The organism is Pseudomonas sp. A125, assembly GCF_055409485.1.
In genome coordinates this window covers 19,239-44,063 of record NZ_JBUZVP010000035.1, presented here as the reverse complement: position 1 = coordinate 44,063, position 24,825 = coordinate 19,239, and the positions used below count along the sequence as shown (strand labels likewise).

Sequence of the window (24,825 nt, the reverse complement as noted above, 5' to 3'; positions counted from 1 at the left end):
CGCGCTCAGGCCAAAGACGTGGGAAACGCCTTGCGCACCTGCTCGATATACCGCGCCACCGCCGGCGCCTTTTCAAAGCGCCGGTGGATCAGCGACAGCCACGACGATGCCTCACTGCCGTCAATCGTGCGGTACACGACATTCGGCAAGCCCACATGCCCCACCACCGACGCTGGCACCACCGCCACGCCCTGCCCCAGCGACACCAAGGCAATCACTGCCACCAAGCCACCCGGCTGCGGCCCTAACCGAGGGGCATAACCGCCCTGCGCCGCCACGTGCAGCGTGCCGCTGATTTGCTCGGGCAAGATGAAGGTCTCGTTCTGCAAGTGCTCGGGCGTAATCGCCTTTAGTCCCAGCAGCCAGGAATCCTGGGGCAGCGCCAACACAAATCCCTCACTGCCCAACCGCACGGCCTCGACACCGTCAGGCAACGTCATCGGCGAACGAATATAGCCAATGTCATAGCGCCCCTCGGCCACCAGCCCCGGCAACGTTGCCATGGGACTCTCCCGCACGCTGAGGCTCACATCCGGGCAATCCGCGCTGAACGACTGCACCTGGCGCTGCAACAACCCCGAATACACCGCCGACGCCACATACCCCAACTCGATATGACCGATCTCGCCACGCCCGGCACGCTGGGCATTGCGCTGGGCAAATTCAAACTGGCGCACGGTGGCCTCGGCCTCGATCAACAACGCCGCGCCCGCCTCGGTCAGGCTGACTTCGCGCTGGCGCCGAATAAACAAGCGGGTGCCAAGGGTGTTTTCCATGTCCTGGATCTGCCGGCTCAGGGTCGGCGGCGCAATGCCCAATTGCTCAGCAGCACGGGTGAAATTGCGTTGCCGGGCAACGGCCAGGAAGTAGCGGAAATGCCGTATTTCCATCACAGGATTAGCTCAAAGGTAATGAAGTGCTCGGTCGCGCCTAACACAAGCCGTCGAAGTCGGAGATAAGCTCGCAGCAGGTCCACATTAGAGAGCATTTGCGATGCACGTCAAATTCCGCTTCAGGATTGCCCGACAGGTAATTCGACCATGAGCAAAGTCAGCCCGCGCCTCACACTGCTGACCGCCTCCGGCGTCTGTTCGCTGATTGTGCTCGACACCAACATAGTCGCCGTCACCCTGCCGAGCATTGCCCGGGACCTGGGGGCGAATTTCGCCGATATCGAATGGGTGGTCAGCGCTTATATGCTGGCCTTCGCTGCGCTGTTGCTGCCGGCCGGGAGCATTGCCGACCGCTTTGGTCGCAAGAAGACCCTGGTCTGGGGCCTGGGTATTTTCATCCTCGCTTCCCTGGGCTGCGGTGCGGCGCCGAATGCGTTGTTCCTGGATATCGCCCGTGCCGTCAAAGGTGTCGGCGCAGCGCTGCTGCTGACCTCGGCCCTGGCCTCCATTGGCCATACCTTCCATGACGAAGTGGAACGCGCCAAGGCCTGGGCCTTTTGGGGCGCGTGCATGGGCGTGGCGATGACGGCTGCGCCGACCCTTGGCGGGTTGATTACCCAGTTCCTCGGCTGGCGCTGGATTTTCTATCTGAATTTGCCGGTCGGCCTGGTACTGATGGGACTGGTGCTGCGCGCGATTCCGGAGTCTCGGGACGCCCAGTCCGCCAGGCTTGATCCCTGGGGCAGCCTGACCTTCAGCGCGAGTTTGCTGTGTTTGATCTGGGGCCTGATCGAAGCCAATCGCATCGGCTGGGACAACCCGCTGACTTACGCGCGGCTGCTGGGTGGTGCTGCGCTGTTAGGTTTGTTTGTACTCGCCGAACGCCTGCAACAACGGCCCATGGTGGACCTGAAGTTATTCAAACACCCGCGCTTCATCGGCGCACTGCTGGGGATGTTCGCCTACGCCGGCTGTGCCCAGGTGATGATGACGCTGCTGCCGTTCTACCTGCAAAACGGCCTGGGGTTCTCCGCGATTGCCTCCGGGCTGGGCATGTTGCCGTTTGCCTTGACCATGTTGATTTGTCCGCGGATAGGCGCGCGCCTGGCCGGCCGCTTTGCCCCGGCCACTCTGATGGCGACAGGGCTGGCGCTGGTGGGTTGCGGCAACCTGCTGAGTGCCTGGGCGGTCAATATCGGCGGCTATCTGCCGTTCGCCCTGGCGATTGCCGTCACAGGCGCCGGTGCGGGATTGCTCAATGGCGATACGCAGAAAAACATCATGGCCTGCGTGCCACGGGACCGCGCGGGGATGGCGTCGGGCATGAGCACCACCATGCGTTTCAGCGCGATCATGTTGGCGATTGGGGTGTATGGAGCGTTGTTGAGCAGCCATAGCGAACAGTTGCTGCACGCGGGCATCAGCTCTCAGTGGCAGGAACAGGTGGCAGGGATTGCTTCAAGGGTGGTGGCAGGCGATATGCCGGCGGCGATGGCTTTGCTGCCTGAGTCGGCGCGGGAGACGGTGCAGCCACTGGCGCGGCAGGCGTTTGTGGGCGGGTTCAGCGTGGTGTTGTGGGTGGCGGGGTTGTTGGGTTTGCTGGGGGCGCTGGTGGTGGGCGCGTTGATGCGGCATCCAATACCAGCAGTGCAACAGGCCTCACTACCAGCTCGGTAATGTGACCACCACAACTCAATGTGGTGGTCAGTTGAATTGTTACCAGAAACGCTGCTGGGTCAGGCGGCTCCACCAGGTCAGCAGCACCCGGTCTACCGAACCGCTGGCCGCCAGGCCCACCCGCTCTTGCAGGCTTTTACGCTCGGCATAGTGCAGGTGGAACACCTCGGCGGTCTTGGCTTTGGTTGCCAGGTATTCATCGCTGGTTTGCAGCGCGTCCACCAGTTGCTTGTCCAGCGCGGCAACACCGAGCCAGACTTCGCCGGTGGCCACGTCATCAATCGCCAACTGCGGGCGGTAGCGCGACACGAAGTTCTTGAACAGTTGATGGGTGATGTCCAGGTCTTCCTGGAACTTCTCGCGGCCCTTCTCGGTGTTTTCGCCAAACACGGTCAGGGTGCGTTTGTATTCACCGGCGGTCAGCACTTCGAAGTCGATGTCGTGTTTCTTCAGCAGGCGGTTGACGTTGGGCAACTGCGCCACCACACCGATCGAGCCCAGGATGGCAAACGGCGCGCTGATGATCTTCTCGCCGATGCACGCCATCATGTAGCCGCCGCTGGCCGCGACCTTGTCGATGCACACGGTCAATGGCACGCCCGCCTCGCGGATACGCGCCAGTTGCGACGACGCCAGGCCGTAGCTGTGGACCATGCCGCCGCCGCTTTCGAGGCGCAGTACCACTTCGTCCTTGGGCGTGGCCAGGCTCAACAATGCAGTGATTTCATGGCGCAGGCTTTCGGTGGCCGACGCCTTGATATCGCCATCAAAATCCAGCACAAACACCCGAGGCTTGGCCTCGGGTTTCTTCTTGCTGTTCTTCTTTTCGGTTTTGCTTTCGGACTTGCGCAACGCCTTGAGCTGGTCCTTGTCGAGCAAGGCTTGCTCCAGGCGCTCACGCAAGCCCTTGTAGAAATCATTGAGCTTGCTGACCTGCAACTGGCCGGCGGACTTGCGACGCCCCTTGCTGCGCAGCGCGGCAAACGTGACCAGCACCACCAGAATGGCGACGACCAAGGTAACGGTTTTAGCCAGGAAACTTGCGTACTCAGCCAAAAAATCCATGTGACTCCTTACTAATGCAGTGCGCCAGGCGCGGATTGCCCAAGCATACCGACGCCACCGCCCCGGGGCCAGTGATCAAACCGCCAGCAGCGGGCCTCTAACGGGCTTTTAAAACAAGCGTATGTTTTTTCATTGACAGCTTCCCGGCATCCTCATAACCTCGCCAGACTTTCAACGTACCGGGAAAACGGACGTGGGCAGCATCTACCTGATTCGACATGGCCAGGCCTCCTTCGGTGCAGACGACTACGACGTGCTGTCGCCCATCGGTGTGCAACAGGCGCAAGTGCTGGGCAGCCACCTGGCCGAGCTGGGCCTGAGCTTCGACCGCTGCGTTTCGGGCGCCCTGCGCCGCCAGCAGCACACCGCCACTGCGGCCTTCGAACAATACAGCGCCCTCGGCCTGCCGGTACCCACGCTGGAAATCGACAGCGCGTTCAACGAATTCGACGCCGAGGCCATCATCCGCGCCCTGCTCCCGGACTTGCTGCACAGCGAACCCGAAGCCCTGCACATCCTGCGCAACGCCGCGCAAAACCGTGGCGAGTTCCAGCGCATCTTTTCCCTGATTGTCGAACTCTGGCTGGCCGGCACGTACGACCCGCCGGGGCTGGAAAGCTGGCTGGGGTTTGTCGAACGTGTGCAGGGTGGCCTGCAACGCATCCTCGAAGTGGCCCAGGGCAGTGACAAGATCGCCGTGTTCACCTCCGGCGGAACCATCACTGCCCTGCTTCACCTGATTACCCGAATGCCTGCCGCACAGGCCTTCGAACTGAACTGGCAAATTGTTAACACCTCGCTCAACCAGCTTAAATTCCGTGGTCGCGAGGTGGCACTGGCTTCCTTCAACAGCCATACCCACTTGCAACTGTTGAAGGCGCCGCAGCTCATCACCTTCCGATGAACTGCGGCCAACCGTGACCCCAAGGTCACTGGACTCACCCTAAAGGATCGAAACCATGACTGACGTAGCTAAAGCCGTAGAAGCAATGAAAGCCAAATTCAACCCAGCCGCTGCCGACGGCCTGGACCTGGTGTTCGGTTTCCGTATCGACGACACCCAGAACTTCTCGCTGGTGGTGAAAAACAACACCTGCGAACTGCTGGAAGGTGAAAACCCTGACGCCCAAGTCACCCTGGTGATGGACGGCGACACCATGAAAGGCATCGTCAGCGGCGAAACCGACGGCATGCAAGCGTTCATGGGCGGCAAACTACGCACTGAAGGCGACATGATGCTGGCGATGAAATTGAGCGACCTGTTCCCGGCCTGATCAGGGCAACCCTGCCAGACCATGCGAGCCTGTGTGGGAGCCGGGCTTGCCCGCGATAGCATCACCTCGGTGCAACTGATACACCGAGGCGTCTGCATCGCAGGCAAGCCAGCTCCCACACAGGCCCGCGTCCACCTTCAGGTTGTGTTGTTTTCAGGTTTTTGGCTGCAACAACAGCGCCACCAACGCACTCCACCCCGTCTGGTGCGAAGCCCCCAACCCACGCCCGGTCTCACCATGAAAGTACTCATGGAACAACACCAGGTCGCGACTCGCCGGGTCAGCCTCCAACTGCGCATACCCCACCATTGATGGCCTTGAACCGTTTTCATCCCTTAGAAACAGCCCGATCAAGCGCTGGCTGAGACCATCGGCAACCTCCTCCAACGACGCCAGATACCCACTTCCCGCCGGGTACTCCACCGAGAAATTGTCGGCGTAGTAGCGATGAAATTCGCGCAGCGACTCAATCAACATGTAGTTGACCGGCATCCACAAAGGCCCGCGCCAATTGGAGTTACCGCCGTACAACCGCGAGTCCGATTCCGCCGGCTCATAGCGGGCACACAACGTGTTGCCATTCATCTTCAGCGCCAGCGGCTGCTCGGCAAACGCTTTGGACAGCGAGCGCACGCCAAACGTCGAGAGGAACTCGGACTCATCGAGCATGCGCCGTAGCAAATCCTTGGTCCGCTCCCCGCGCAACAACGCCAGCAACAGGCGGTTGCCCTGCCCTGGCTCGTTCCAGCGCGACACCAGCTTGGCCAGGTCCGGCCGATGCTTCATAAAGCCCAGCAAGCGCTCGCGCAAACCTTCCAACCCTTCGTGTTCACGCTGCTCCAGCACCAGCACCGCAAAGAGCGGCATCAGGCCGACGATAGAGCGCAACCGCACCGGTTCGCTTTCACCACCGGGACGGTGCAGCACGTCATAGAAGAACTGGTCCTGCTCATCCCACAAGCCTTCGGCGCCATCGTCGACACGGTTGATCGCGCCGGCGATGTACAGGAAGTGCTCGAAGAACTTCACCGCTATGTCCACGTACACCACGTTGCGCTTGGCCAACTCCAGGCCGATGCGCATCAGGTCCAGGGCATAGGCGGCCACCCACGCGGTGCCGTCAGCCTGGTCCAGCTGATAACCCGGCGGCAAATCGGCCGAGCGGTCGAACAGCGCGATGTTGTCCAGCCCAAGGAACCCACCCTGGAACAGGTTGCGCCCCTCGGCGTCCTTGCGGTTCACCCACCAGGAAAAATTCAGCAGCAGCTTGTGGAAGATCCGCTCAAGGAAATCCATGTCGCCCACGCCACTCAGCGCTTTGTCCTGCTGGTATACCCGCCAACTGGCCCAGGCATGCACCGGTGGGTTGGCATCGTCAAACCGCCATTCGTAGGCCGGCAACTGGCCATTCGGGTGCATGAAGCGGTCCTTCACCAACAGCAACAACTGCTGCTTGGCGTAACCCGGATCGATCAGCGCAAAGGCTACCGCCTGAAAGCCTTGGTCCCACGAGGCATACCACGGGTATTCCCAGGTGTCGGGCATCGAGAGGATGTCGAAGTTCGACAGGTGCCGCCAATGGGTATTGCGGATATGCAAACGCTCGGGCGGTGGCGCGGGCTGGGACGGGTCGCCGTCGAGCCATTGGTTCACGTCGAAGTAATACAGCTGCTTGGACCACAGCAACCCGGCCAGGGCCTGGCGCTGCACATTGCGCGCATCTGCATCGGCGATGCCCTGTTGCAGCGCCGCGTAGAAATCGTCGGCCTCCTGGCGGCGCTGCTCGAACAGCTTGCGTGCGTTGATCCAGGGCGCATCCGCCGGGGCAAAGCGCAGGTACAGGGTTGTGCTTTCCTGGCCCGCCAGTTCCAGGATGAAACGCGCGGCGACCTTGGTGCCCGAATCCCGGCGAATCGCCGCTTCGCAACCCGTGGTCACATAGTCATTGATCCCGTCCTTGAACGGCCCCGGCGCAGGCTGCCCGTCCAGCTTGGGGAAGTTGGTTTCGTTCTCGCAGAACAACCATTCCACACCGTCCTGGCCCCACGCGCTCAGGTGGCGGTCAAACAATTCATGGTGCCGCGCCACCACCTGTTCGCCCTCCAGGCGCAACTCGGGTTTGGGCGCATCCGCGTCCCAGCTCCAGTCGTTGCGCGCCCACAGGTGCGGTAATACCTGCAAGCGCGTGGGCTGGGCCGAACGGTTATGGACGGTGATGCGCATGAACACATCGTCAGGCTGGTGCTTGGCGTATTCCACCGTGACGTCGCAATAGCGGTTGTCTTCGAAAACCCCGGTGTCGAGGATTTCGTATTCGGCGTCCCCCAACCCACGCCGGGCGTTCTCGGTGATCAAGTCGTCGTAGGGAAATGCGCCGTGGGGGTATTTGTAGAGCATGCGCATGTAGGCATGGCTCGGCACGCCATCAACGAAAAAGTACAGTTCCTTGACGTCTTCGCCGTGGTTGCCCTCGGCGTTATTCAGGCCGAACAGGCGCTCCTTGATGAGCGCATCATGCTCGTTCCACAGCGCCAGGCCCAGGCACCAGCGCTGGGCCTTGTCGCTGAACCCCGCCAGGCCATCCTCGCCCCAGCGGTACGCGCGGCTGCGGGCATGTTCGTGGGGAAAGTAACGCCAGGCATCGCCGTCGGCGCTGTAGTCTTCGCGTACCGTGCCCCATTGCCGCTCGCTTAGGTAGGGGCCCCAGTCACGCCAGCGCTCGCCGTCAGTGTTGGCCAGGCGCTGGCCTTCAATCGTTTCCAGAATGTTCGTCGCAGGCTGTGCCGTCATCGATTCTTCCGTCGCGTTCAGAGGTGGCGGCCAGTGTAGAGCCCATCGGCGGTGAGATGCACGTGAAGCTGGCGACATCCAGCTCATTCATTTGCAGAATGAAGTCCAGAGGAATCTTCGTTTGCAAGGCACTGGCAGGCCCAACAAAATCAGGCAACCGTGCTTTTTATCTCTCGTAGCCGCCAGGAATTTTTCTATGCCCACCGTCAGCCCTGACGAGATTCGCAAAGGCTTCTCCAAAGCCATGTCCGACATGTACCGCGATGAAGTGCCGTTGTATGGCGCATTGATGGAACTGGTGGCCCAGACCAATGCCCGAGTGCTGGAAACCGACGCCGGGCTGGCTCACCAACTGCAACGCACCGGGGAAATCCAGCGTTTGGACATGGAGCGCCATGGCGCCATTCGCCTGGGCACCGCCGAAGAGCTGGCGACCATCAGCCGCCTGTTCGCGGTGATGGGCATGCAGCCGGTGGGCTATTACGACCTCACGCCGGCCGGGGTTCCGGTGCACTCCACGGCCTTTCGCGCGGTGCATGAAAGCGCGCTGCAAACCAGCCCGTTTCGGGTGTTCACCTCCCTGCTGCGCCTGGAATTGATCGAGAACCCTGAACTGCGGGCGTTTGCCCAGTCGGCCCTGACCAAGCGCTCGATCTTCACCCCGCGCGCCCTGCAGCTGATCCAGCAGGCCGAAGCCGAAGACGGCCTCGACGCCACCCACGCCGAGGAGTTTATCCAGCAAGCCCTGGAAACCTTCCGCTGGCACCACACCGCCACCGTCACCGCCGCGCAGTACCAGCAACTGAGCGACCAGCACCGGCTGATCGCCGACGTGGTGGCGTTCAAGGGCCCGCACATCAACCACCTGACGCCGCGCACCCTGGACATCGACCAGGTGCAGGCCGCGATGCCCGGCAAAGGCATCACCCCCAAGGCCGTGATCGAAGGCCCGCCCCGCCGCCGGTGCCCGATCTTGCTGCGCCAGACCAGCTTCAAGGCGCTGGATGAAGCCATTGCCTTTACCGACGCCAAGGGCAGCCACAGCGCCCGCTTCGGTGAAATAGAACAACGCGGCGTGGCGCTGACACCCAAGGGCCGAGCGCTGTATGACCAACTGCTGAATGCTGCACGGGATGAATTGGGGGCGTTTCCGAATGAGGCCAATGCCGGGCGCTACACCGAATTGATGGAGCAGCACTTCCAGGCGTTTCCCGATAACCACCGCGAGATGCGTGAGCAGGAACTGGCGTACTTCCGCTACTTCGTGACCGAGAAAGGCCTGGCCGCCCAGGACAAGGTTAAAACCCTGGACGAACTGATCGCCGCCGGCCACGTGGACGTGGAACCGCTGGTGTACGAGGATTTTCTGCCAGTGAGTGCGGCGGGGATTTTCCAGTCGAACCTGGGGGATGCTGCGCAAAGTCACTACGCGGCCAACTCCAACCAGGCAGAGTTTGAAAAGGCCCTGGGCCGCCAGACCATTGATGAGCTTAAGTTGTACGGGGAAACCCAGCAGCGCTCGATTGACGAATGCAAACGCGCGCTGCTGGCTTGAAAGACAGCGTCCGCCCGGCCACAGCGCATTCCATGCGCCGTCTAAAAGCCCCAGTGCCGGGCGAACGCTGGGCATGATAGGCAGCGACGGGGTCGCTGTCTTTCAGGCAATTCTGAACAAATCTTCTACTTGGCCGCCGCTTTCTCCAACTGCTCGACAATTTTGTCTTTGATCAACAGGCGCTTTTTCTTCAGCTTCTCCAGCTCCTCATCAGCGCCGCTCGAGGACTCAAGTTCCAGTACCTCCTTGTCGGCGCCGTCGTATTGGTGGAGCAGCGAATCCAGGTAGTTGTCGCCCGCCCTGCGCTGTTGAATGTCTTCCTTGGTGAAAGTCAGGTCCTGATACAGGTCGTGTTTCACTGGCATGGAGTACCTCCGCAAGTTGATCAATGACTGAATGCCCCTTGAAGCTAGCCCATCCGACGGGCTCTTGTCATGTTTGAGATCAACCTGTCGCGTTTGCGCCCCCGTTCGTCGCTGGGCAGACGATTTCATAAAACCTTTGGCGCACGCTGCCCTCCACTGTAGATCGTCACCCGATGGAGAACAGGTTCCATGAATCACGCTGCCAACGCTGTCGACACCCAGTGCATCAACACCATCCGTACCCTGGCCATGGACGCCGTGCAGAAGGCCAACTCCGGCCACCCCGGCACACCCATGGGCCTGGCGCCCGTCGGCTACACCTTGTGGAGCCGTTTCCTGCGTTACCACCCCGAACACCCCGACTGGCCCAACCGTGACCGTTTCGTGTTGTCGGTGGGCCACGCCTCGATGCTGTTGTATTCGCTGTTGCACCTGGCAGGCGTGGTGGAAATCGACGCTCACGGCAAGCGCTCCGGCCACCCGGCGATCAGCCTGGATGACATCAAGCAGTTCCGGCAGATGAGTTCCAAGACCCCCGGCCACCCCGAATACCGCATGACCACCGGCGTGGAAACCACCACCGGGCCACTCGGCCAGGGTTGTGCCAACAGCGTCGGCATGGCGATGGCCGAGCGTTGGCTGGCCAAGCGTTTCAACCATGACGACCGGGTGCTGTTCGACTACAACGTGTACACCCTGTGCGGCGACGGCGACATGATGGAGGGCATCAGCAGCGAGGCCGCGTCCATCGCCGGGCATTTGAAGCTGGATAACCTGTGCTGGATCTACGACAACAACACCATCAGCATCGAAGGCCACACCGAACTGGCCTTCAGCGAGGACGTGATCAAGCGCTTCCAGGCCTACGGCTGGCACACTTTGCACGTTACCGATGCCAATGACCTGCTGGCCCTGAGCGATGCCCTGGGCACCTTCCAGAAAAACACCGGCGCACCGACCCTGATCGTGGTCGACAGCGTGATCGGCTATGGCTCGCCGCACAAACACAACACGGCTTCGGCCCATGGCGAACCGTTGGGCGACGAGGAAATCCGTTTGACCAAAGCCGCTTACGGCTGGCCCGAAGATTCAAGCTTCCTGGTCCCGGATGAAGCGCGCACCGTCCTGCGGGATGCGCTGCTGTCGCGCAGCAAGCCGCTGTACGAGCAATGGACGCAAACCCTGTCCCACCTGGAACAATACGAGCCGGAACTGGCCGATGAGCTACGGCGCATGCGTGCCGGCGAGATGCCCGAGCATTGGCAGGACCAGTTGCCGAACTTTGCCAGCGATGCCAAGGGTGTCGCCAGCCGCGCTGCCGGGGGTGAGGTATTGAATGCGTTTGCCCAGCAGATCCCTTGGCTGCTCGGCGGCTCGGCAGACTTGTCGCCCTCCACCAAGACCAACCTGACGTTCGACGGTGCCGGGCGTTTCAGCGCCCAGAACTATGGCGGGCGCAACCTGCACTTCGGTATTCGCGAACACGCCATGGGCGCGATTGCCAACGGCATGGCGTTGTCGTACCTGCGGCCTTATACCTCGACATTCCTGGTGTTCAGCGATTACATGAAACCGCCGATTCGCCTCGCGGCAATCATGGAACTGCCGGTGGTGTTTGTGTTTACCCATGACTCGATTGGCGTCGGCGAAGACGGCCCCACCCACCAGCCCATCGAACACCTGACCCAACTGCGCGCCACTCCAGGCTTGCTGACCCTGCGCCCAGGCGACGCGAATGAAACCCTGGAAGCCTGGAAGATTGCCCTGGCCCAGACCCATCGCCCGACGTGCGTGGTGCTGTCGCGGCAGAACCTGCCGACCCTGGACCGCACGAAGTATGCAGCGGCAACGGGGACAGCACGTGGTGCCTATGTGCTGGCCGGTGCCGATAAGCCCCAGGTGATCCTGATGGCGACCGGCAGTGAAGTCAGCCTGGCAGTGGACGCCTATGAGCAGTTGAAGGCCGAGGGCGTGGCAGCGCAAGTGGTGTCGATGCCCAGCTGGGAACTGTTCGAAGAACAAGACCAGGCCTACCGCGACAGCGTGCTGCCGCCGGCGGTGAAGGCACGGCTGGTGGTGGAACAGGCCGGCCCCTTGGGCTGGGACCGCTACGTGGGGCAGACCGGCGCCAAGGTGGTGATGAACAGCTTTGGCGCATCCGCACCGCTGGCCAAGTTGCAGGCCAAGTTCGGCTTTACCCTGGAGAATGTGGTGAAGCTGGCGAAGGAGCAGGTCAAGCTCAACACCGCTGATTAACTGCGGGCATGCCTGGCGCGGCCTACCGAGGGGAAGCCTCGGTGCCGCGCCCTGCTCCTCACTTGCCGCCAGTGACATCCAGAAACGTCCCCGTAATGAAAGACGCCTCGGCGCTCGCCAGCCAAAGGATGGCCTGCGCCACTTCTTCAGGCTGACCGCCGCGCCCCATGGGGATCGAATCCTTCACCCGGTCAACCCGCCCCGGCTCTCCGCCGCTGGCATGAATATCGGTGTAGATGTGCCCGGGTCGAATACAGTTAACGCGGATTCCTTCCCGGGCAACTTCCTTGGCAAACCCGATGGTAAAGGTCTCAAGCGCGCCCTTCGACGCCGCGTAGTCGACGTATTCATTGGGACTGCCGAGCCTGGCCGATGCCGACGAGATATTCACCACAGAGCCGCCGCGCCCGTTGTGACGAAACGACATGCGTTTCACCGCTTGCTGGGCACACAGCATCGGCCCGATCGCATTCACCGCAAAAATCCGCTGCATCCGCTCGAAATCCAGGTCCTCGACCCGGGACTGCAACGCGTTGATCCCGGCGTTGTTGACCAGCACATCGATGCGCCCGAATGCCCGGTCGATCGCGGCAAACAGTTGGGCAACCTGCTGCGGTTCGGCGCTGTCGGCGCGCACCGCCAGCGCCCGGCGACCGGCGGCCTCGATATCCGCCACCACCGCGAGGGCAGCAGACTCATCGGAAACGAAACTGATCGCCACGTCGTAACCTTGTGCGGCAGCCAGCCGCGCGGTGGCGGCGCCTACGCCACGGCTTCCACCCGTTATCAGTATCAGCGGGGCCTGCGGGACGGTATCCATTGAGCGTACCTTTATGTGGTGGTGGGAAAATGCGTTGCCTGCTGTCAGCCGATCAAAATCGTGCCCGTGGCAATCACCACGCACGCCAGTACTTTTCGAACCGTCAGTGCCTCGCCAAGGAAGAAGTAGCCGATCAGCGCCGCAAACAACACACTGGTTTCACGCAGCGCCGACACCGCCCCCATGGGCGCACCGGTCATGGCGTAAATGATGATCCCGTAGGCCAACAGAGATACCAGCCCACCGGCGAAGGCCGTGAAAAACCCGGGCCGCACGCGGAACAAACTCGTTGGCCCACGCAGGCCGATATAGACCGCCGGCATCAACACGCCCCACAGCGCGCACATCCACACCGTATAGGCCATCGGGTCACCGGACAGGCGCGCGCCGATGCCGTCTGTCACGCTGTAGGCCGCGATGAAAACCCCGGTACCCAGGGCGTATGGGAGGCTGGGCACCGCCAGCCGGCGCCCTCTGAACGCCAGTGAAATGATGCCGCCCGACACCAGGGCAATGCCCAGCAGCGCGCTGGCCGAAACGCTCTCCCCGGCAAACACCGCTGCGCCAAGGGTGATCAACACGGGTGAAGAACCGCGTGAAATCGGATAGGTTTGCCCCAGGTCGCCGACCTTGTAGCTGCGCACCAGAAACAGGTTGTAGCCAACGTGCAGCACCGCTGACAACACCACATAGAACCAACTGGCCGGTGCCGGTGGCGCAAGGAACAAGGCAGTGGCGCCACTGGCAACCGCCACGGCCAGGCACATCACCGTCATCGACCAGAGCCGATCGGCGCCGCCACGCAGCAGCGCGTTCCAGCTGGCGTGCAGCAAGGCGGCGAAAAGGACCAGGAGAACGATGGGATAAGGCATGCGCCAATCCTAAGCAATCCGGCGCGTTAACTGAAACGAAGTCTGCTCATTGAATAATGAGCAAATCCTCATGCCTTACGCATAAGCCAGTCCGGCGTTCACAGCTTCCTGCATCAGCCAGTCACGAAAGCTGACAATGTGCGGCCGGGATTCGAGGCCTTTGGGGCAAACAAAATAATAGGCCACAGGCGATGGGAACGGCACATCGAACAGCTTGACCAAGCGTCCGTCGCCCAGCTCTGATTCCACGTGCCCGCTGCGCGCCAAGGCGATGCCCTGGCCGAGCAATGCCGCCTCGATCGTCATGTTGGTGTCCGCAAACCTGACACTTTCCTTGAGCGGCGAAACCCCAAGCCCCACGTGCTGAAACCAGACTTCCCATTTTGGCACCAGGTCGGCACCGTCTCGCGTCAACAGCGGGTAGCGCAGCAACTCGGCAGGCGCGTGCGGCATGCCAAAGCGCTTTAACAATTCTGGGCTCGCCACCGGGAAAATCTGTTCCCGGAACAGGAACTCCGAGTACAGCGCCGGGTAATTGCCATTGCCGAAGCGGATCGCCACGTCCGCTTCTGCGCTTGAGAAGTTGATGGCTTTGTCACTGGAGTCCAGCGTGACGAGAATTTCCGGATGCTGCTGGGCCAGGCTCGGCAAGCGTGGCAGCAGCCATTTCAGTGCGAAGGAATAGGTGGTGCTGACCTTGAGGCGTACCCGGCCCTTTTGCTCACGCAAGTCTGCGAGCGTGGCCTCAAGGTTCATGAAGAACTCCCGCACGATCGGCGCAAGGGCCGCCCCGGCGGGCGTCAGGCTGAGTGACTTGCCCCGCTGGAACAGCTGCAATCCCCACAGCTCTTCGAGGTGCTTGAGTTGATGGCTGACGGCACTCTGGGTGACGTGCAGCTCTTCTGAAGCCGAGGTGAAGGTGGCGTGCCGCGTGGCAACTTCAAAGGCGCGCAATGTCGAGGTCGGTGGCAGGTCTCGCATGGCATGGCTGCTCGGGCGGTCGCCCGCCTTTATGAATGAAAACTCATGATAGAGCATTCCAGTCGCCGGTCGACAGCGGCCCGCTATTGAGCTGCCACACACACCTGCTGAAACCACGCCGAAAAGTTCGGCCAGCGTTCATTCGTCGGGCCATTGTGCGACCAGTACCGAACCTGGCCCGTTTGTGACACGCAAAAGTAGTCGCCATTGTCTTCAATGAACGGCAGCCAGTCCTTCGGCACACCCATTTGATTCCAGGCGACCTGGGCGATTTCGAACAAGTCGAGATGGCTCGTGCCCGGCAGGATCACGGCGGGCTCGAGCGTCGCATTGGCGACGTCGCTGCCGCCCTTGAGGAATTCGACATAGGCAGCCGGGAACGGGAAGTTCAGGTTGCGCCCGGCCTTTTCGATTTCGGCATCGGTTGGAATACGGAACGGATCGGAGGTCATCGATAAAGTCCCTGGCTCGACGAAGTGGAGTGTGCTGAATACCACAGTTCAGCCTGCCGACACACCCTCAACCCAGTTGGAACCGCGCGGTATTGTCGCTCAATGCACGGCTGCCCTTGCTCAAGCTGTCCGCCGCCTGATTCACCGCCCGTGCGCCCTCAAGCAGGCGCCCTGCCGCCTGGTCAACCTGCTGGATATTGCCGCTCACCTCGTCTGCCGTCGCCGCCTGCTCCTCAACCGCCGTGGCGATCTGCGCCAAGGTATCGGTAACGCTCTGCACGGCACTGGCGATCTCGCCCAGCCGATGGCCCAGGCCGGTGACCGACTCGGCGTCGGTAACCGCCTGCTCACACGCCGCGCCCATCAGCGTCACCGCTTGGCTCACGGTCGAACGCAAGCTGTCGACCGTGCCGGCGATCTGCGCCGTGGAGGCCTGGGTGCGTTGCGACAGGCTGCGCACTTCATCAGCCACCACCGCAAAACCCCGGCCCTGCTCGCCGGCCCGTGCTGCTTCAATGGCGGCGTTCAGTGCCAGCAGGTTGGTCTGTTCGGCAATCCCGCGAATGGTGTCGACCACCGACTGAATTTGCTGCCCCTGCTGGCTGACGCGCTCCAGCGCATCGGAGGTGTCGGTCAAGCGCTGGTTGAGTTGCTGAATGCTGGCGGTGGTGCGCTGGCTATCGCGGCTACTGTCCTCGGCAATCTGCCGGGTTTTCTGCGCGCTGCCGGAGGCCTGCTCACAGCTTTTGGCGACGCCCAAGGAGGTCGCGGCCAATTGCGTGGCGGCGGCGGCAATCTGGCTGATTTGCTGTTGCTGGTCTTCCACTTCGGTGAGCGTGCTGCCCGATTGCGAGTTCAACATCAGCACCGCAGAGCCCAACTGCTGCGTCTCGTGATTGACGCCCAGAAGGCTGGTGCGCAACTGCACCACGGCCACGTTAAGTGCCGTGCTGATGGCGGCCAGTTCGTCACGCCCTTGCACCGCCACCTCCACGCACAGGTTGCCGTCGCGCAGCGATTCGGCCAGGGTGGTGATACCGCTGGCGCTGCGGCGGATCGACGCCTGCAAGCACACGAACAGGTACAGGGCCGCCAACGCCAACACGCTGAACGTCACCGCCACCGGGATAAATTGCTTAAGCGAGCTTTGGCGGTAGTAACCCAGGCGCGCATCCAGCGAGGTCAGCGATTGGGTGCGCAACGCGCCCAGGGTGCCGAGCATGCCATCCACACTGCGTTCAAAACCTGTGGTATCAAGCTTGATGGTGCCGCCAAACACGCCTTCGTCCAGGGTTTTCAGCTCATTATCCAGGCGTTGCACGCTGTCGTCGTATTGCACGATCCAGGCTTGCAGCCCCGGATATTGCTTGGCCTTGAGGGACATGGCCGCCTTGACCAACTGGTCGCGGGCATCGCCGATGCGCCCGCGCGAATCACGCATCTGCAACCGGCTTTGCAGGGTGAACTGCCCCGAGGCGATGGACGATTGCCCGACGCTCGCCATGCGCCCGATGCGCTCCACCAGGTCGGGCGTCTGCTGGGTGGAAATCTGCATCAACAGGTAGGTTTCAAGCCAGGGGTCGAGGATCAACCCGGTGTCCATGGTGATTTGCTCGCGCAGGGTTTGCATCGCGCTCAACGCAGACGTGAAGCGGTCGTAGCCATCCGGCCACCAACCCACCGCACGCAGGGATGGCGAGTCCATGCCCTTGACCGAGGCCTGCAATGCTTCAAAACGCGCGAGGGTGTCCACGCTGGCATTCTGGGCCTTCAGCGCCTCACCCAGAGCCTGTACGCTTTGCAGGATCAGCGGGAAGTTGGTGTCGACGGCGGTCATGGCCGCCTTGGCGGCGGGTGTCTGGTCATGCAGGATGTCCGCGGCTTTCCAGCGCGCAGCCAGGTTGCGCTGGGCGGTGAGTTGAGCGTCCAGGGTATCCAGCGCGAGCAGTTCACGCACACCGGATTGCTCGTTGGAGATCACCGTCAGCTTGGTGCGGTACTCCTGCGCGATCATCCACAAACTACCCGCCAGGGGCAGCATGAACAGAAAAAACAGGATCTGAAACTTGCGCGCAAATCCAAAACGTCCGAGCAGGTGGATTCCTGGCGACAAAAGACTCTGCATGTCCGACTACTCCTAGAACCACTCGCCTGAGCGGCGAATAAAGCTTTTAAATGATTGGCGGCAAAATGCCATGTCATTGATTAAGCTGGCTCTAGCAAGAAGCGGACCGCTGTTGCCGGGCCCACAGATACGCGGTGCGTCACTCACTGCACAGTCAGGTATGCACAAAAATGGGGCGAAATAACTCAGTGCCCACAACAGCACTGTAACCGTGGGGGACTCTCACTCGCTCACAAAAGCCAACACCTTCTCCAGCATCCGATCACAGGCCTCAAGCTGCGCAACGCTGATGAACTCATCGGGCTTGTGCCCCTGGTCCATGCTGCCTGGCCCGCACACCACGGTGGGAATTCCCGCCTGATCAAACAACCCGCCTTCGCTGCCGAACGCTACCGTGCCGTATTCCCGCGAGCCGCAGAAACCGGCAACCCATTCAGCCGCCTGGCTCTGCACCGAGGTTGATAACCCCGGGTAGCTCGACAGTTCACTGAAGTTGATCGCGCACTGCGCACTCACCGCCTGCATCGCAGGCAACAACGTGTGTTCGGCATAACCGCGCAATTGGTTCGCAACGTGCCAAGGATTCTGCGCAGGTAGCGAGCGCACTTCAAAGTCAAAACTACAGTTTTGCGGCACGATATTCAGTGCCTTTCCGCCCGCGATCATCCCGGTTTGCACGGTGGAAAACGGCGGATCAAAACTCCCGTTGTGGTGTTGCGGTGCCTTGAGTTCTTCACCCAGCCGACCGAGTTCGAGAATCAACTGCGCGGCGTATTCAATGGCGTTCACACCCGACGGCGCATACGCCGAATGGCACGCCGCGCCATGCACCTCGCAGCGCATCGCCAGTTTGCCCTTGTGGCCCAGCACCGGCTTGAGTTCGGTCGGTTCACCGATCACACACAGCAGCGGCTTGACGGGCTTGGCGTGGAAGGCTTCGATCAGCGAACGCACGCCCAGGCAACCCACCTCCTCATCGTAGGACAGCGCGATATGCACCGGCATGCGCAGCGGCGCCCGCACCAGCGCGGGTACGCTGGCCAGCACACAGGCGATGTAGCCTTTCATGTCGGCGGTGCCACGGCCGTACAGCTTGCCATCCTTCTCGGTCAGTTCGAACGGCGCCACGCTCCAGCGCTGGCCGTCTACGGGCACCACGTCGGTATGACCCGACAGCACAATGCCCGGCACATCCGCCGGGCCGATGGTTGCCAACAGGTTGGCCTTGCTCTTTTGCTCGTTGAACAACAGCTCGCAGCTCACGCCGTGGTGCTGCAAGTAGTTGCGCACGAAGTCGATCAGCGCCAGGTTGGATTCGCGGCTGGTGGTGTCGAAGCTGACCAGTTGCGCCAACAGCTCACGGCTGTGGCTCATCGCTCGTCTCCCGGCACCGCGTAGCCCGGGGCAAATTGCGGGTTGATGGCACGGTCGATGTAGTCCTGCATTTGCCCGCGATAAGCCTGCCAGAGTTGGTCGAGGGCACTGATCGGAGCGTCTTCGGCCCAGTCCACCCGCAGGTTGACGATGGGCCACAAGTGGTCACCGACCACCACCAGCGCGGCGGAATGCACCGGCCCCGCTTCCCCGCCACCGGCTACGCCTGCGTGCATCGCGGCAAGCAGTCGGTCGGCGAGGTGCCCGGGCGTGCCTTCGAAGGCGCGCACCATGGCTTCGATCACGCCGGTATTGGCCAGCATGTTCCCCGCCGCCACGCATTGCTCACCGCTGACTGCGTGGTGAATGCCCAGGGTCTGCGCGCCGCTGAAATGCGCGGTTCTGCCGGCGCTGTCAATCACCGTCACCTGGCGATACTCGCTGTGGCTGTGCGGGGCGAGCACAGCCGCCAGGGCCTCACTGGGCGTCATGCCCTCGGCCAACAGGTCCAGGGTGTGCGGGCCGAGTGCCGGCAAGGTGATGTTCTGCGACGCTACCGCGCCCACGCCCGGGCGCAACCACGGGCAACGGGCGCCCACGGCAATGCTCGACGAGCTGATAGCAATACCCAGCTGGCCGGTTTCGGCACAGCGGGCGACAACCGAAAAGGTCATGGAGATTCCTGCCTGTGAGGGGTTAAATCAGTCGAGCAACGAAGGGTCGGCGTCGATCATCAACTGCTTCATTTCTTCAAAATGGCGTTGCGAGAAATCCGTGATGCCTTCCCAGCCCCGCGCGGTTTTTTCGGCCACTTCGTCAGACAGAACCCGCAGCGGTTGGCCGGTAGACCACGCCGTAACGAGGATCTGGCAGGCACGCTCCAGGGTCCAGATATCGTCGAATGCCTCACCGATGGACGTGGCGGTGACCATCACTCCGTGGTTGCCCATCAACAAGCGGCGCTTGCCGTCCAGCAACCCGGCCAGGCGCTCGCCTTCGGCCTCGGTGTCGGCCATGCCGCCGTACAGTTCGTCCACCGCCACGCGATTGAAATAGCGCGCGGTGTTCTGATCGATCGGCGGAATATGCGGGTTGGCCAGGCACGCAACGGCGGTGGTGTAAACCGGGTGCAGGTGCAGCACGGCGCGGGTTTGCGGCAACAACCGATGAATCTGCCCGTGGATCGACCAGGCGGTGGAATCCACGTCGGGATGCTCGGCGCCGCTGGCGTCGTCGGCGTGCAACAGCAACAGGTCACTGGCCCGGATACGCGAGAAGTGCTTCCACTTCGGGTTGAGCAAGAACTGTTTGCCGTCGGCTGATACCGCCGCGCTGAAATGGTTGGCCACCGCCTCATGCATGCCTAGGTGCGCAACGATGCGAAAAGTCGCCGCCAGGTCGATGCGGGTTTGCTCTTCAAGTGATAACGCCATGTAGCTTTCTCCGCAGGGCAATTGGATGGCGAGGGGTTTATTGTGGCGAGCGAGCTTGCTCGCGCTGGACTGCGCAGCAGTCCCATTCGCTTGGATAACGCGAAGGGGCCGCTTCGCGGCCCAGCGGGAGCAAGCTCCCTCGCCACAACAAGCTCGGTCGCCACAGGTTCGGTGCGTACCGTTAAGAGAGCACGCTTGTGATCAGGACTTGGGCATCAGCTCGGCAATGTCGGCATCGGTAGGCGCCTGGAAGTTGTATTTCTTGAGCAAGGCGGCGTATTCAGGGGTGGCGCTGAATTTCTTGATGCCTTCGACCAAGGCATTCTTCACGTCGTCATTGCCCTTCTTCACACCAAAGCCGTTCAGCACCGGGTAGATCAAGGTGTCGGAAGAAATCACCACGCGGCCGCTGAGTTTGTCGGCCGCGCCACGCGCTACTGCGGCGTCGGTGATCTGCGCTTCAACGGCATGGGCCAGCAAGGCCTGGGTGGTTTGTGGGTCGGTGCTGTACTCGCTGATCGCGATCGGCTTCAGGCCCTTCTTCACACAGTACTCATCCGACAGCTTGTGCATCTGCGCCAGCCAGGACGTGGCGCCCATCGAGCCGATCTTGTGGCCGCAGAACTCTTCCGGGGTCTTGGGCTGGAACTCGCTGCCCTTGAGGGTCAGGATCGATTCGCCGCTTTTGAGGTAGGGAATCATGTCGATGACCTTCACCCGCTCGGCGGTAATGTACATCGAGGAGTTGGTCACATCGAACCGGCCCGCCTGCAACCCGGTGATCAGGTTGGGAAAGCGTGTGTCGAGGGTCTCGACGGTGCGGCCCATGGTCTTGGCCAGGCCAACCATGAACTCGATGTCAAAGCCTGCGGGCTTGTTGTTATCCATGTATTCATAGGGAAAGAAGGTCAAATCGGAACCGGCGACAATTTTCCCGTCTTTCTGGAAGGCCGAAGCCGCCAACGACGTCATTGCAACCGCAGCGCCCAGCAGGCACACGGCAATAGGGCGAGCAATCATATGAAACGCTGTCATGGTAATACCCTGCAAGGTGAGAAGAAGGTTAGGCGGTGGGTGAATCCTGGCCGGCCTGTTGCACAAAGAAAGAGGCGCCACGGGGCTTTTGCGGCAAGCGCATGTGATTGTCCGTGGAACGCACCAAGCCACTTTCCTGACCGGCGACCATCAGGCCGGCGTGTGCGCTGGGCAGCGGGTTTTCGCCGAATGGCAACGCGTCTTCAGCGGCGTATACACCGATGAACAGAGTGCGCGGCAGTTCAGTCTCGTTAGGGCTTGAAGCATGCAAAAGTCGGGTGTGCATGAAGCACACGGAACCGGCCGGCCCATAACAGGCAACCGGGTTCTGGCACAGGTCGTCGACCACCGCGGCCTCCACCGCGCCGGTAAAGCGCTGCTCGTGCCAGTGCGACCACAGCGGGCCTTTGTGGCTGCCGGGAATTACCGTCAGCGGGCCATTTTGCGGAGTGACTTCACTGACCATCAGCAACGCCGTAACGATGTCGTCGTTGCTGTGAGGCGTGAACAAAAAGTCCTGGTGCCACTTAACCTGTGTGGCGGTGTGGGGCAGTTTCGAGTTGATCTTGCTGTGGTGAAAGCGCGTGCCGCCGGCCCCGATCAGTTGCGCAGCAATCTGCGCCATTCGCGATTGCAATGCCACGCGCTGGTACGCCGGCGAAATCTCGGTGGGCGAACTCACCCGGCGCAGCGAGGGATGATCCGGGCGGTGGTCGCCTTCCAGGTCAAAACGCGCACGGCCATCTACCGTTTCACCCCAGCCCTGGTCGTGGCTACGGCTGTCTTCTACCCACTGGTCGAAGTCGTGCTGCAACGCGGCCACGTCTGCAGCCGACAGCACGTCTTGCACCACCAGGAAGCCGTCGCGGTGGAACTGTTCAATTTGCGCTTGCTCGATCATGTTGTTGCTCTCTTGTCGCTCGAACGTTAAGGGAGTCACGCCAGCGAGACGTCCTTGAGGAACGCCTCGACACGTGGGTTTTCGCCGCTGCGCAGCGCCTGCGGGGTGTCGTCGCACACCACCCGGCCCTTCTCCATGAACACGATCCGGTCGGAGACCTTGAACGCGAAATTCATCTCATGAGTGACGATGACCATGGTGATGCCCTCTTGGGCCAGGGCTTCGATGACTTGCAGTACTTCGTTGACTTTTTCCGGGTCGAGCGCCGAGGTGGGCTCGTCAAACAGCATGATTTGCGGGCGCATCATCAGGGCGCGGGCAATGGCCACGCGCTGCTGCTGGCCACCGGAAAGCTGGTGCGGGTACTTCCAGGCGTGGTCGAGCATGCCGACCTTGTGCAGCAGCGCGTAGGCCTGTTGCTTGAGCTCTTCGACACGCCCGAGGCGGTGGTACTTCGGCGCCATCAGCAGGTTGTCGAGCACGCTCAGGTGCGGGAACAGGTTGAAGCTCTGGAACACCATGCCGATGTTCAGACGGTGCTCGGCGTGCTCCACGTACTGTGGTTTTTGCGCGCCGACTTTGTTCAGGTGAATGAACGGCTGGCCATTGATTTTGATCTCGCCGTTATCCAGTTGCTCCAGGCCGTTGAGCAGACGAATCAGCGTGGTCTTGCCGGAGCCCGAAGGCCCGATCACCGACACCATTTCGCCGGGCTGGATCTGCAGGTTGACCGAGCCCAGCACTTCCACATCGTTGTAGGCTTTATGCAGCCGCGAAGCCTGCAGTGCCGGGCCTTCGGTGCTGGCCGGGCGCTGCAGGGCGACACGCTGTTGGGTCGCCAGCGCCAGCACTTCGGCATCGGGCACCCGAGAGACGTTGCGCTGGTTGACGTCGAGAAAACGCTCCAGGCGCTTGAGCAGGAAGTCGAACACCGTGACGATAAACACGTAAAAAAACGCCACCGCCGCCATCGTCTCGATCACCAGGAAGTTTTGCGAGTACAGGCGTTGGCCGACCATGAGAATCTCGGTCAGCGAGATCACCGACACCAGGGAGGTGAGCTTGACGATGGAGATGTATTCGTTCGCCAGCGACGGCAACGCCACCCGCAAAGCCTGCGGAATCACCACCCGCCACTGGATCCCGAAAAACCTCAACCCCAGCGCCCGCGCAGCCTCGCCCTGGCCCTTGGGAATCGACAACAGGCCGCCCCGATGAATCTCGGCAACGTAGGCGGTTTCGCAGATCACCAGCGCCAGCAGGCCGGCCCAAAACGGGTCTGCCAGAATCACTGAAGTGGCGGGAATCGCCTGCGGCAGGTTGTAAATGAAGATCAGCAGCACCAGCAGCGGCAGGCTGCGGAACAACCAGATGTAGCCCCGCGCCGGCAGGCTGATCAGCGCGTGTTTGGACTGCTTGGCCAGGGCCAGCAGGAAACCCAGGGCAATACTCAGGACCCATGTCAACGAACTGAGCTGGATAACCGTCCATGTTGCCCGCCAGAACTCGGCATCGGCCAGCAAACCAAACATGTAGTTCCAGTTGAAAGTCATCGTCACTGTGCTCGACAAAAAAAATGAAAATGCCCACCGAATGCTCAACGTGAAGGTCGAACCCTGATCTGCACCGATGGACTGAGATTCGTGGGAGGAGGCCCTTGGGGTCAATTCGTAAAAGCCGGCCTATTGGGTAGGGAGAACCTACGCAGCGTCACCGTTCCCTGGGTGGCGACTGGACTGTCAAAACAGCTTGACTCGTATTGGTGCGACGCCGTGTGCGCAATGCAACCAGCGCCATCTTTTGGTGCAATGCGAACACAACCCTCTGTAGGAGCTGGCTTGCCAGCGATGGCATCGCCTCGGTGTATCTGCAAGCCCCAGGTGCCCGCATCGCAGGCAAGCCAGCTCCCACAGAAAAGCAGGAAAGCAGTGCCTCAACTCACGCTGTTGAGGGTGCGCACCGCATGGGCATCGAAAAAGCTCGGGGCGGCCATGCCCGGGATGTACTGGTCTGAAACGAACATGCGGCAACGCTCGGCAAAGGCCGACACCACACGCGACAACTGGGTATTGCTCGCGGTGGCATAGCCCAGCTGCATGGGCCGGTGCGGGCCGGACAACCGCAGGCGGATCAAACGCTTGCCATCCTGGGAAAGGTTGGCCTTGGGCCGGGCATTCGCGAAGGAATAGCCGATACCATTGGCCACCATCGAGCGCACGGTTTCCAGGTTGCTGGAGCGCATGATGATGTTCGGGGTGGTGCCCGCCTGCATAAAGAAGCTGAGGAAATATTCCCGGCTCCAGGGCGTGTCCAGCAGCACCACCGGGTAATCCTCAAGGTCGAGCATGCTCACGGCCGACAGGCTCGCCAGCGGATGGTATTCGCCCACCATCACATACGGCGGCAATTGCGCCAGCGGCTGGAAGTCGATGTCGTCACTGGTCACCAGGTCGTAGGTCAGGGCGATATCGATCTCGGCGCTGCGCAGCTTTTCCAGCATTTCCTCGTGGTTGCCTTCGACTTGCGTGAGGCGTACACCTGGAAACGCGCGGCCAAAACCGAACACCAGCTCGGGGGTGATCATCGGCGCCAGCCATTCCAGGCAACCCACCCGCAACGGGCCCCGCACCGTGTTCAGCGACTCGGAGGCGATGGTGTAGAGGTTGGTCATCTGCTCCAGGATCAGCTTGGCCTCTTGCATCACCTGGCGCCCCACCGCCGTGAGGGAAATGCCCTGGGCGTGGTGGCGCACAAACAGCTGGATGCCCAGCTCGGCCTCCATGTGGGTGATCGCCGCCGAGATAGACGGTGACGACACATGAATGCGTTCAGACGCCGCACTGATGCTGCCTGCCTCACCGGAAGCCACGAAATATTCCAGTTGGCGCTGGGTAATACGACTGAGCATCACGCCTCCACATCATCAATAAGCTGACGCCAAGCGGGCGTCGACGGCC

21 protein-coding genes are annotated in these 24,825 nt (G+C 61.6%); 5 read left to right on the top strand and 16 right to left on the bottom strand.

Going from position 1 to position 24,825, the window contains the following annotated elements:
- Positions 1–5: 5 nt before the first annotated feature.
- The gene (locus ACZRN6_RS31635) at positions 6–890 is read right to left on the bottom strand and encodes a LysR family transcriptional regulator (RefSeq protein ID WP_464009676.1); all 885 of its coding nucleotides are present in this window, start codon (positions 888–890) and stop codon (positions 6–8) included.
- 150 nt (positions 891–1,040) lie between these two features.
- On the opposite strand from ACZRN6_RS31635, the gene ACZRN6_RS31630 reads away from it, so the two are divergent.
- Positions 1,041–2,570 (top strand): MFS transporter, encoded by a 1,530-nt coding sequence (locus ACZRN6_RS31630; protein ID WP_464009675.1) that lies wholly within the window; start codon positions 1,041–1,043, stop codon positions 2,568–2,570.
- 39 nt (positions 2,571–2,609) lie between these two features.
- Here the strand turns inward: ACZRN6_RS31630 and sohB are convergent, their stop codons facing one another.
- Complete coding sequence (sohB, locus tag ACZRN6_RS31625; protein ID WP_322145712.1) at positions 2,610–3,635, bottom strand: protease SohB; 1,026 nt, start codon at positions 3,633–3,635, stop codon at positions 2,610–2,612.
- Positions 3,636–3,828: 193 nt separating this feature from the next.
- On the opposite strand from sohB, the gene ACZRN6_RS31620 reads away from it, so the two are divergent.
- Positions 3,829–4,539: a histidine phosphatase family protein gene (locus tag ACZRN6_RS31620; RefSeq protein ID WP_464009674.1), complete on the top strand. Its 711-nt coding sequence runs from the start codon at positions 3,829–3,831 to the stop codon at positions 4,537–4,539.
- Between the two features lie 55 nt (positions 4,540–4,594).
- Complete coding sequence (locus tag ACZRN6_RS31615) at positions 4,595–4,909, top strand: SCP2 sterol-binding domain-containing protein (protein ID WP_322145714.1); 315 nt, start codon at positions 4,595–4,597, stop codon at positions 4,907–4,909.
- Between the two features lie 153 nt (positions 4,910–5,062).
- On the opposite strand, the gene ACZRN6_RS31610 is transcribed toward ACZRN6_RS31615, so the two are convergent.
- Positions 5,063–7,699: an MGH1-like glycoside hydrolase domain-containing protein gene (locus tag ACZRN6_RS31610; protein WP_464009673.1), complete on the bottom strand. Its 2,637-nt coding sequence runs from the start codon at positions 7,697–7,699 to the stop codon at positions 5,063–5,065.
- 196 nt (positions 7,700–7,895) lie between these two features.
- Here ACZRN6_RS31610 and hglS point away from each other — a divergent pair, with 196 nt between their 5' ends.
- Positions 7,896–9,254 carry a 2-oxoadipate dioxygenase/decarboxylase HglS gene (gene hglS, locus ACZRN6_RS31605; protein WP_464009672.1) on the top strand — a complete coding sequence of 453 codons (1,359 nt, stop codon included), beginning with the start codon at positions 7,896–7,898 and terminating at the stop codon, positions 9,252–9,254.
- A 125-nt stretch (positions 9,255–9,379) separates the two neighbouring features.
- On the opposite strand, the gene ACZRN6_RS31600 is transcribed toward hglS, so the two are convergent.
- The gene (locus ACZRN6_RS31600) at positions 9,380–9,619 is read right to left on the bottom strand and encodes a DUF465 domain-containing protein (RefSeq protein ID WP_322145717.1); all 240 of its coding nucleotides are present in this window, start codon (positions 9,617–9,619) and stop codon (positions 9,380–9,382) included.
- A 189-nt stretch (positions 9,620–9,808) separates the two neighbouring features.
- On the opposite strand from ACZRN6_RS31600, the gene tkt reads away from it, so the two are divergent.
- A complete protein-coding gene (gene tkt, locus ACZRN6_RS31595) occupies positions 9,809–11,875 on the top strand; it encodes a transketolase (protein WP_464009671.1) in 2,067 nt (688 codons plus the stop codon).
- A 58-nt stretch (positions 11,876–11,933) separates the two neighbouring features.
- Here the strand turns inward: tkt and ACZRN6_RS31590 are convergent, their stop codons facing one another.
- The 12 genes from ACZRN6_RS31590 to ACZRN6_RS31535 all read right to left on the bottom strand — a co-directional run bounded on the left by ACZRN6_RS31590 (position 11,934) and on the right by ACZRN6_RS31535 (position 24,776).
- On the bottom strand, positions 11,934–12,695 hold the full coding sequence (locus tag ACZRN6_RS31590; protein ID WP_322145719.1) for a glucose 1-dehydrogenase: 762 nt from the start codon (positions 12,693–12,695) through the stop codon (positions 11,934–11,936).
- 44 nt (positions 12,696–12,739) lie between these two features.
- A complete protein-coding gene (locus ACZRN6_RS31585; protein ID WP_322145720.1) occupies positions 12,740–13,567 on the bottom strand; it encodes a DMT family transporter in 828 nt (275 codons plus the stop codon).
- A 75-nt stretch (positions 13,568–13,642) separates the two neighbouring features.
- Positions 13,643–14,548, bottom strand: a complete 906-nt coding sequence (gcvA, locus tag ACZRN6_RS31580) for a transcriptional regulator GcvA (protein WP_322145721.1) — start codon at positions 14,546–14,548, stop codon at positions 13,643–13,645.
- A gap of 83 nt (positions 14,549–14,631) precedes the next feature.
- Positions 14,632–15,000 (bottom strand): SMI1/KNR4 family protein, encoded by a 369-nt coding sequence (locus tag ACZRN6_RS31575; RefSeq protein WP_322145722.1) that lies wholly within the window; start codon positions 14,998–15,000, stop codon positions 14,632–14,634.
- Between the two features lie 67 nt (positions 15,001–15,067).
- A complete protein-coding gene (locus ACZRN6_RS31570) occupies positions 15,068–17,125 on the bottom strand; it encodes a methyl-accepting chemotaxis protein (protein ID WP_464009670.1) in 2,058 nt (685 codons plus the stop codon).
- A 222-nt stretch (positions 17,126–17,347) separates the two neighbouring features.
- Positions 17,348–18,499, bottom strand: a complete 1,152-nt coding sequence (argE, locus tag ACZRN6_RS31565) for an acetylornithine deacetylase (protein ID WP_464009669.1) — start codon at positions 18,497–18,499, stop codon at positions 17,348–17,350.
- Complete coding sequence (locus ACZRN6_RS31560) at positions 18,496–19,173, bottom strand: DUF1028 domain-containing protein (RefSeq protein WP_464009668.1); 678 nt, start codon at positions 19,171–19,173, stop codon at positions 18,496–18,498. The genes argE and ACZRN6_RS31560 overlap by 4 nt, the downstream gene beginning before the upstream one ends.
- Before the next feature lie 27 nt (positions 19,174–19,200).
- The gene (locus ACZRN6_RS31555; protein ID WP_464009667.1) at positions 19,201–19,932 is read right to left on the bottom strand and encodes a class II aldolase and adducin N-terminal domain-containing protein; all 732 of its coding nucleotides are present in this window, start codon (positions 19,930–19,932) and stop codon (positions 19,201–19,203) included.
- Positions 19,933–20,133: 201 nt separating this feature from the next.
- Positions 20,134–20,967: a transporter substrate-binding domain-containing protein gene (locus ACZRN6_RS31550; protein WP_464009666.1), complete on the bottom strand. Its 834-nt coding sequence runs from the start codon at positions 20,965–20,967 to the stop codon at positions 20,134–20,136.
- Positions 20,968–20,995: 28 nt separating this feature from the next.
- Positions 20,996–21,868 carry a phytanoyl-CoA dioxygenase family protein gene (locus ACZRN6_RS31545; RefSeq protein WP_464009689.1) on the bottom strand — a complete coding sequence of 291 codons (873 nt, stop codon included), beginning with the start codon at positions 21,866–21,868 and terminating at the stop codon, positions 20,996–20,998.
- 35 nt (positions 21,869–21,903) lie between these two features.
- Entirely contained in the window at positions 21,904–23,421 is a 1,518-nt protein-coding gene (locus ACZRN6_RS31540) for an amino acid ABC transporter permease/ATP-binding protein (protein WP_464009665.1), read from the bottom strand.
- 380 nt (positions 23,422–23,801) lie between these two features.
- Positions 23,802–24,776, bottom strand: coding sequence for a LysR family transcriptional regulator (locus ACZRN6_RS31535; RefSeq protein WP_322145729.1), 975 nt, complete (start codon positions 24,774–24,776; stop codon positions 23,802–23,804).
- Between the last annotated feature and the right edge of the window lie 49 nt (positions 24,777–24,825).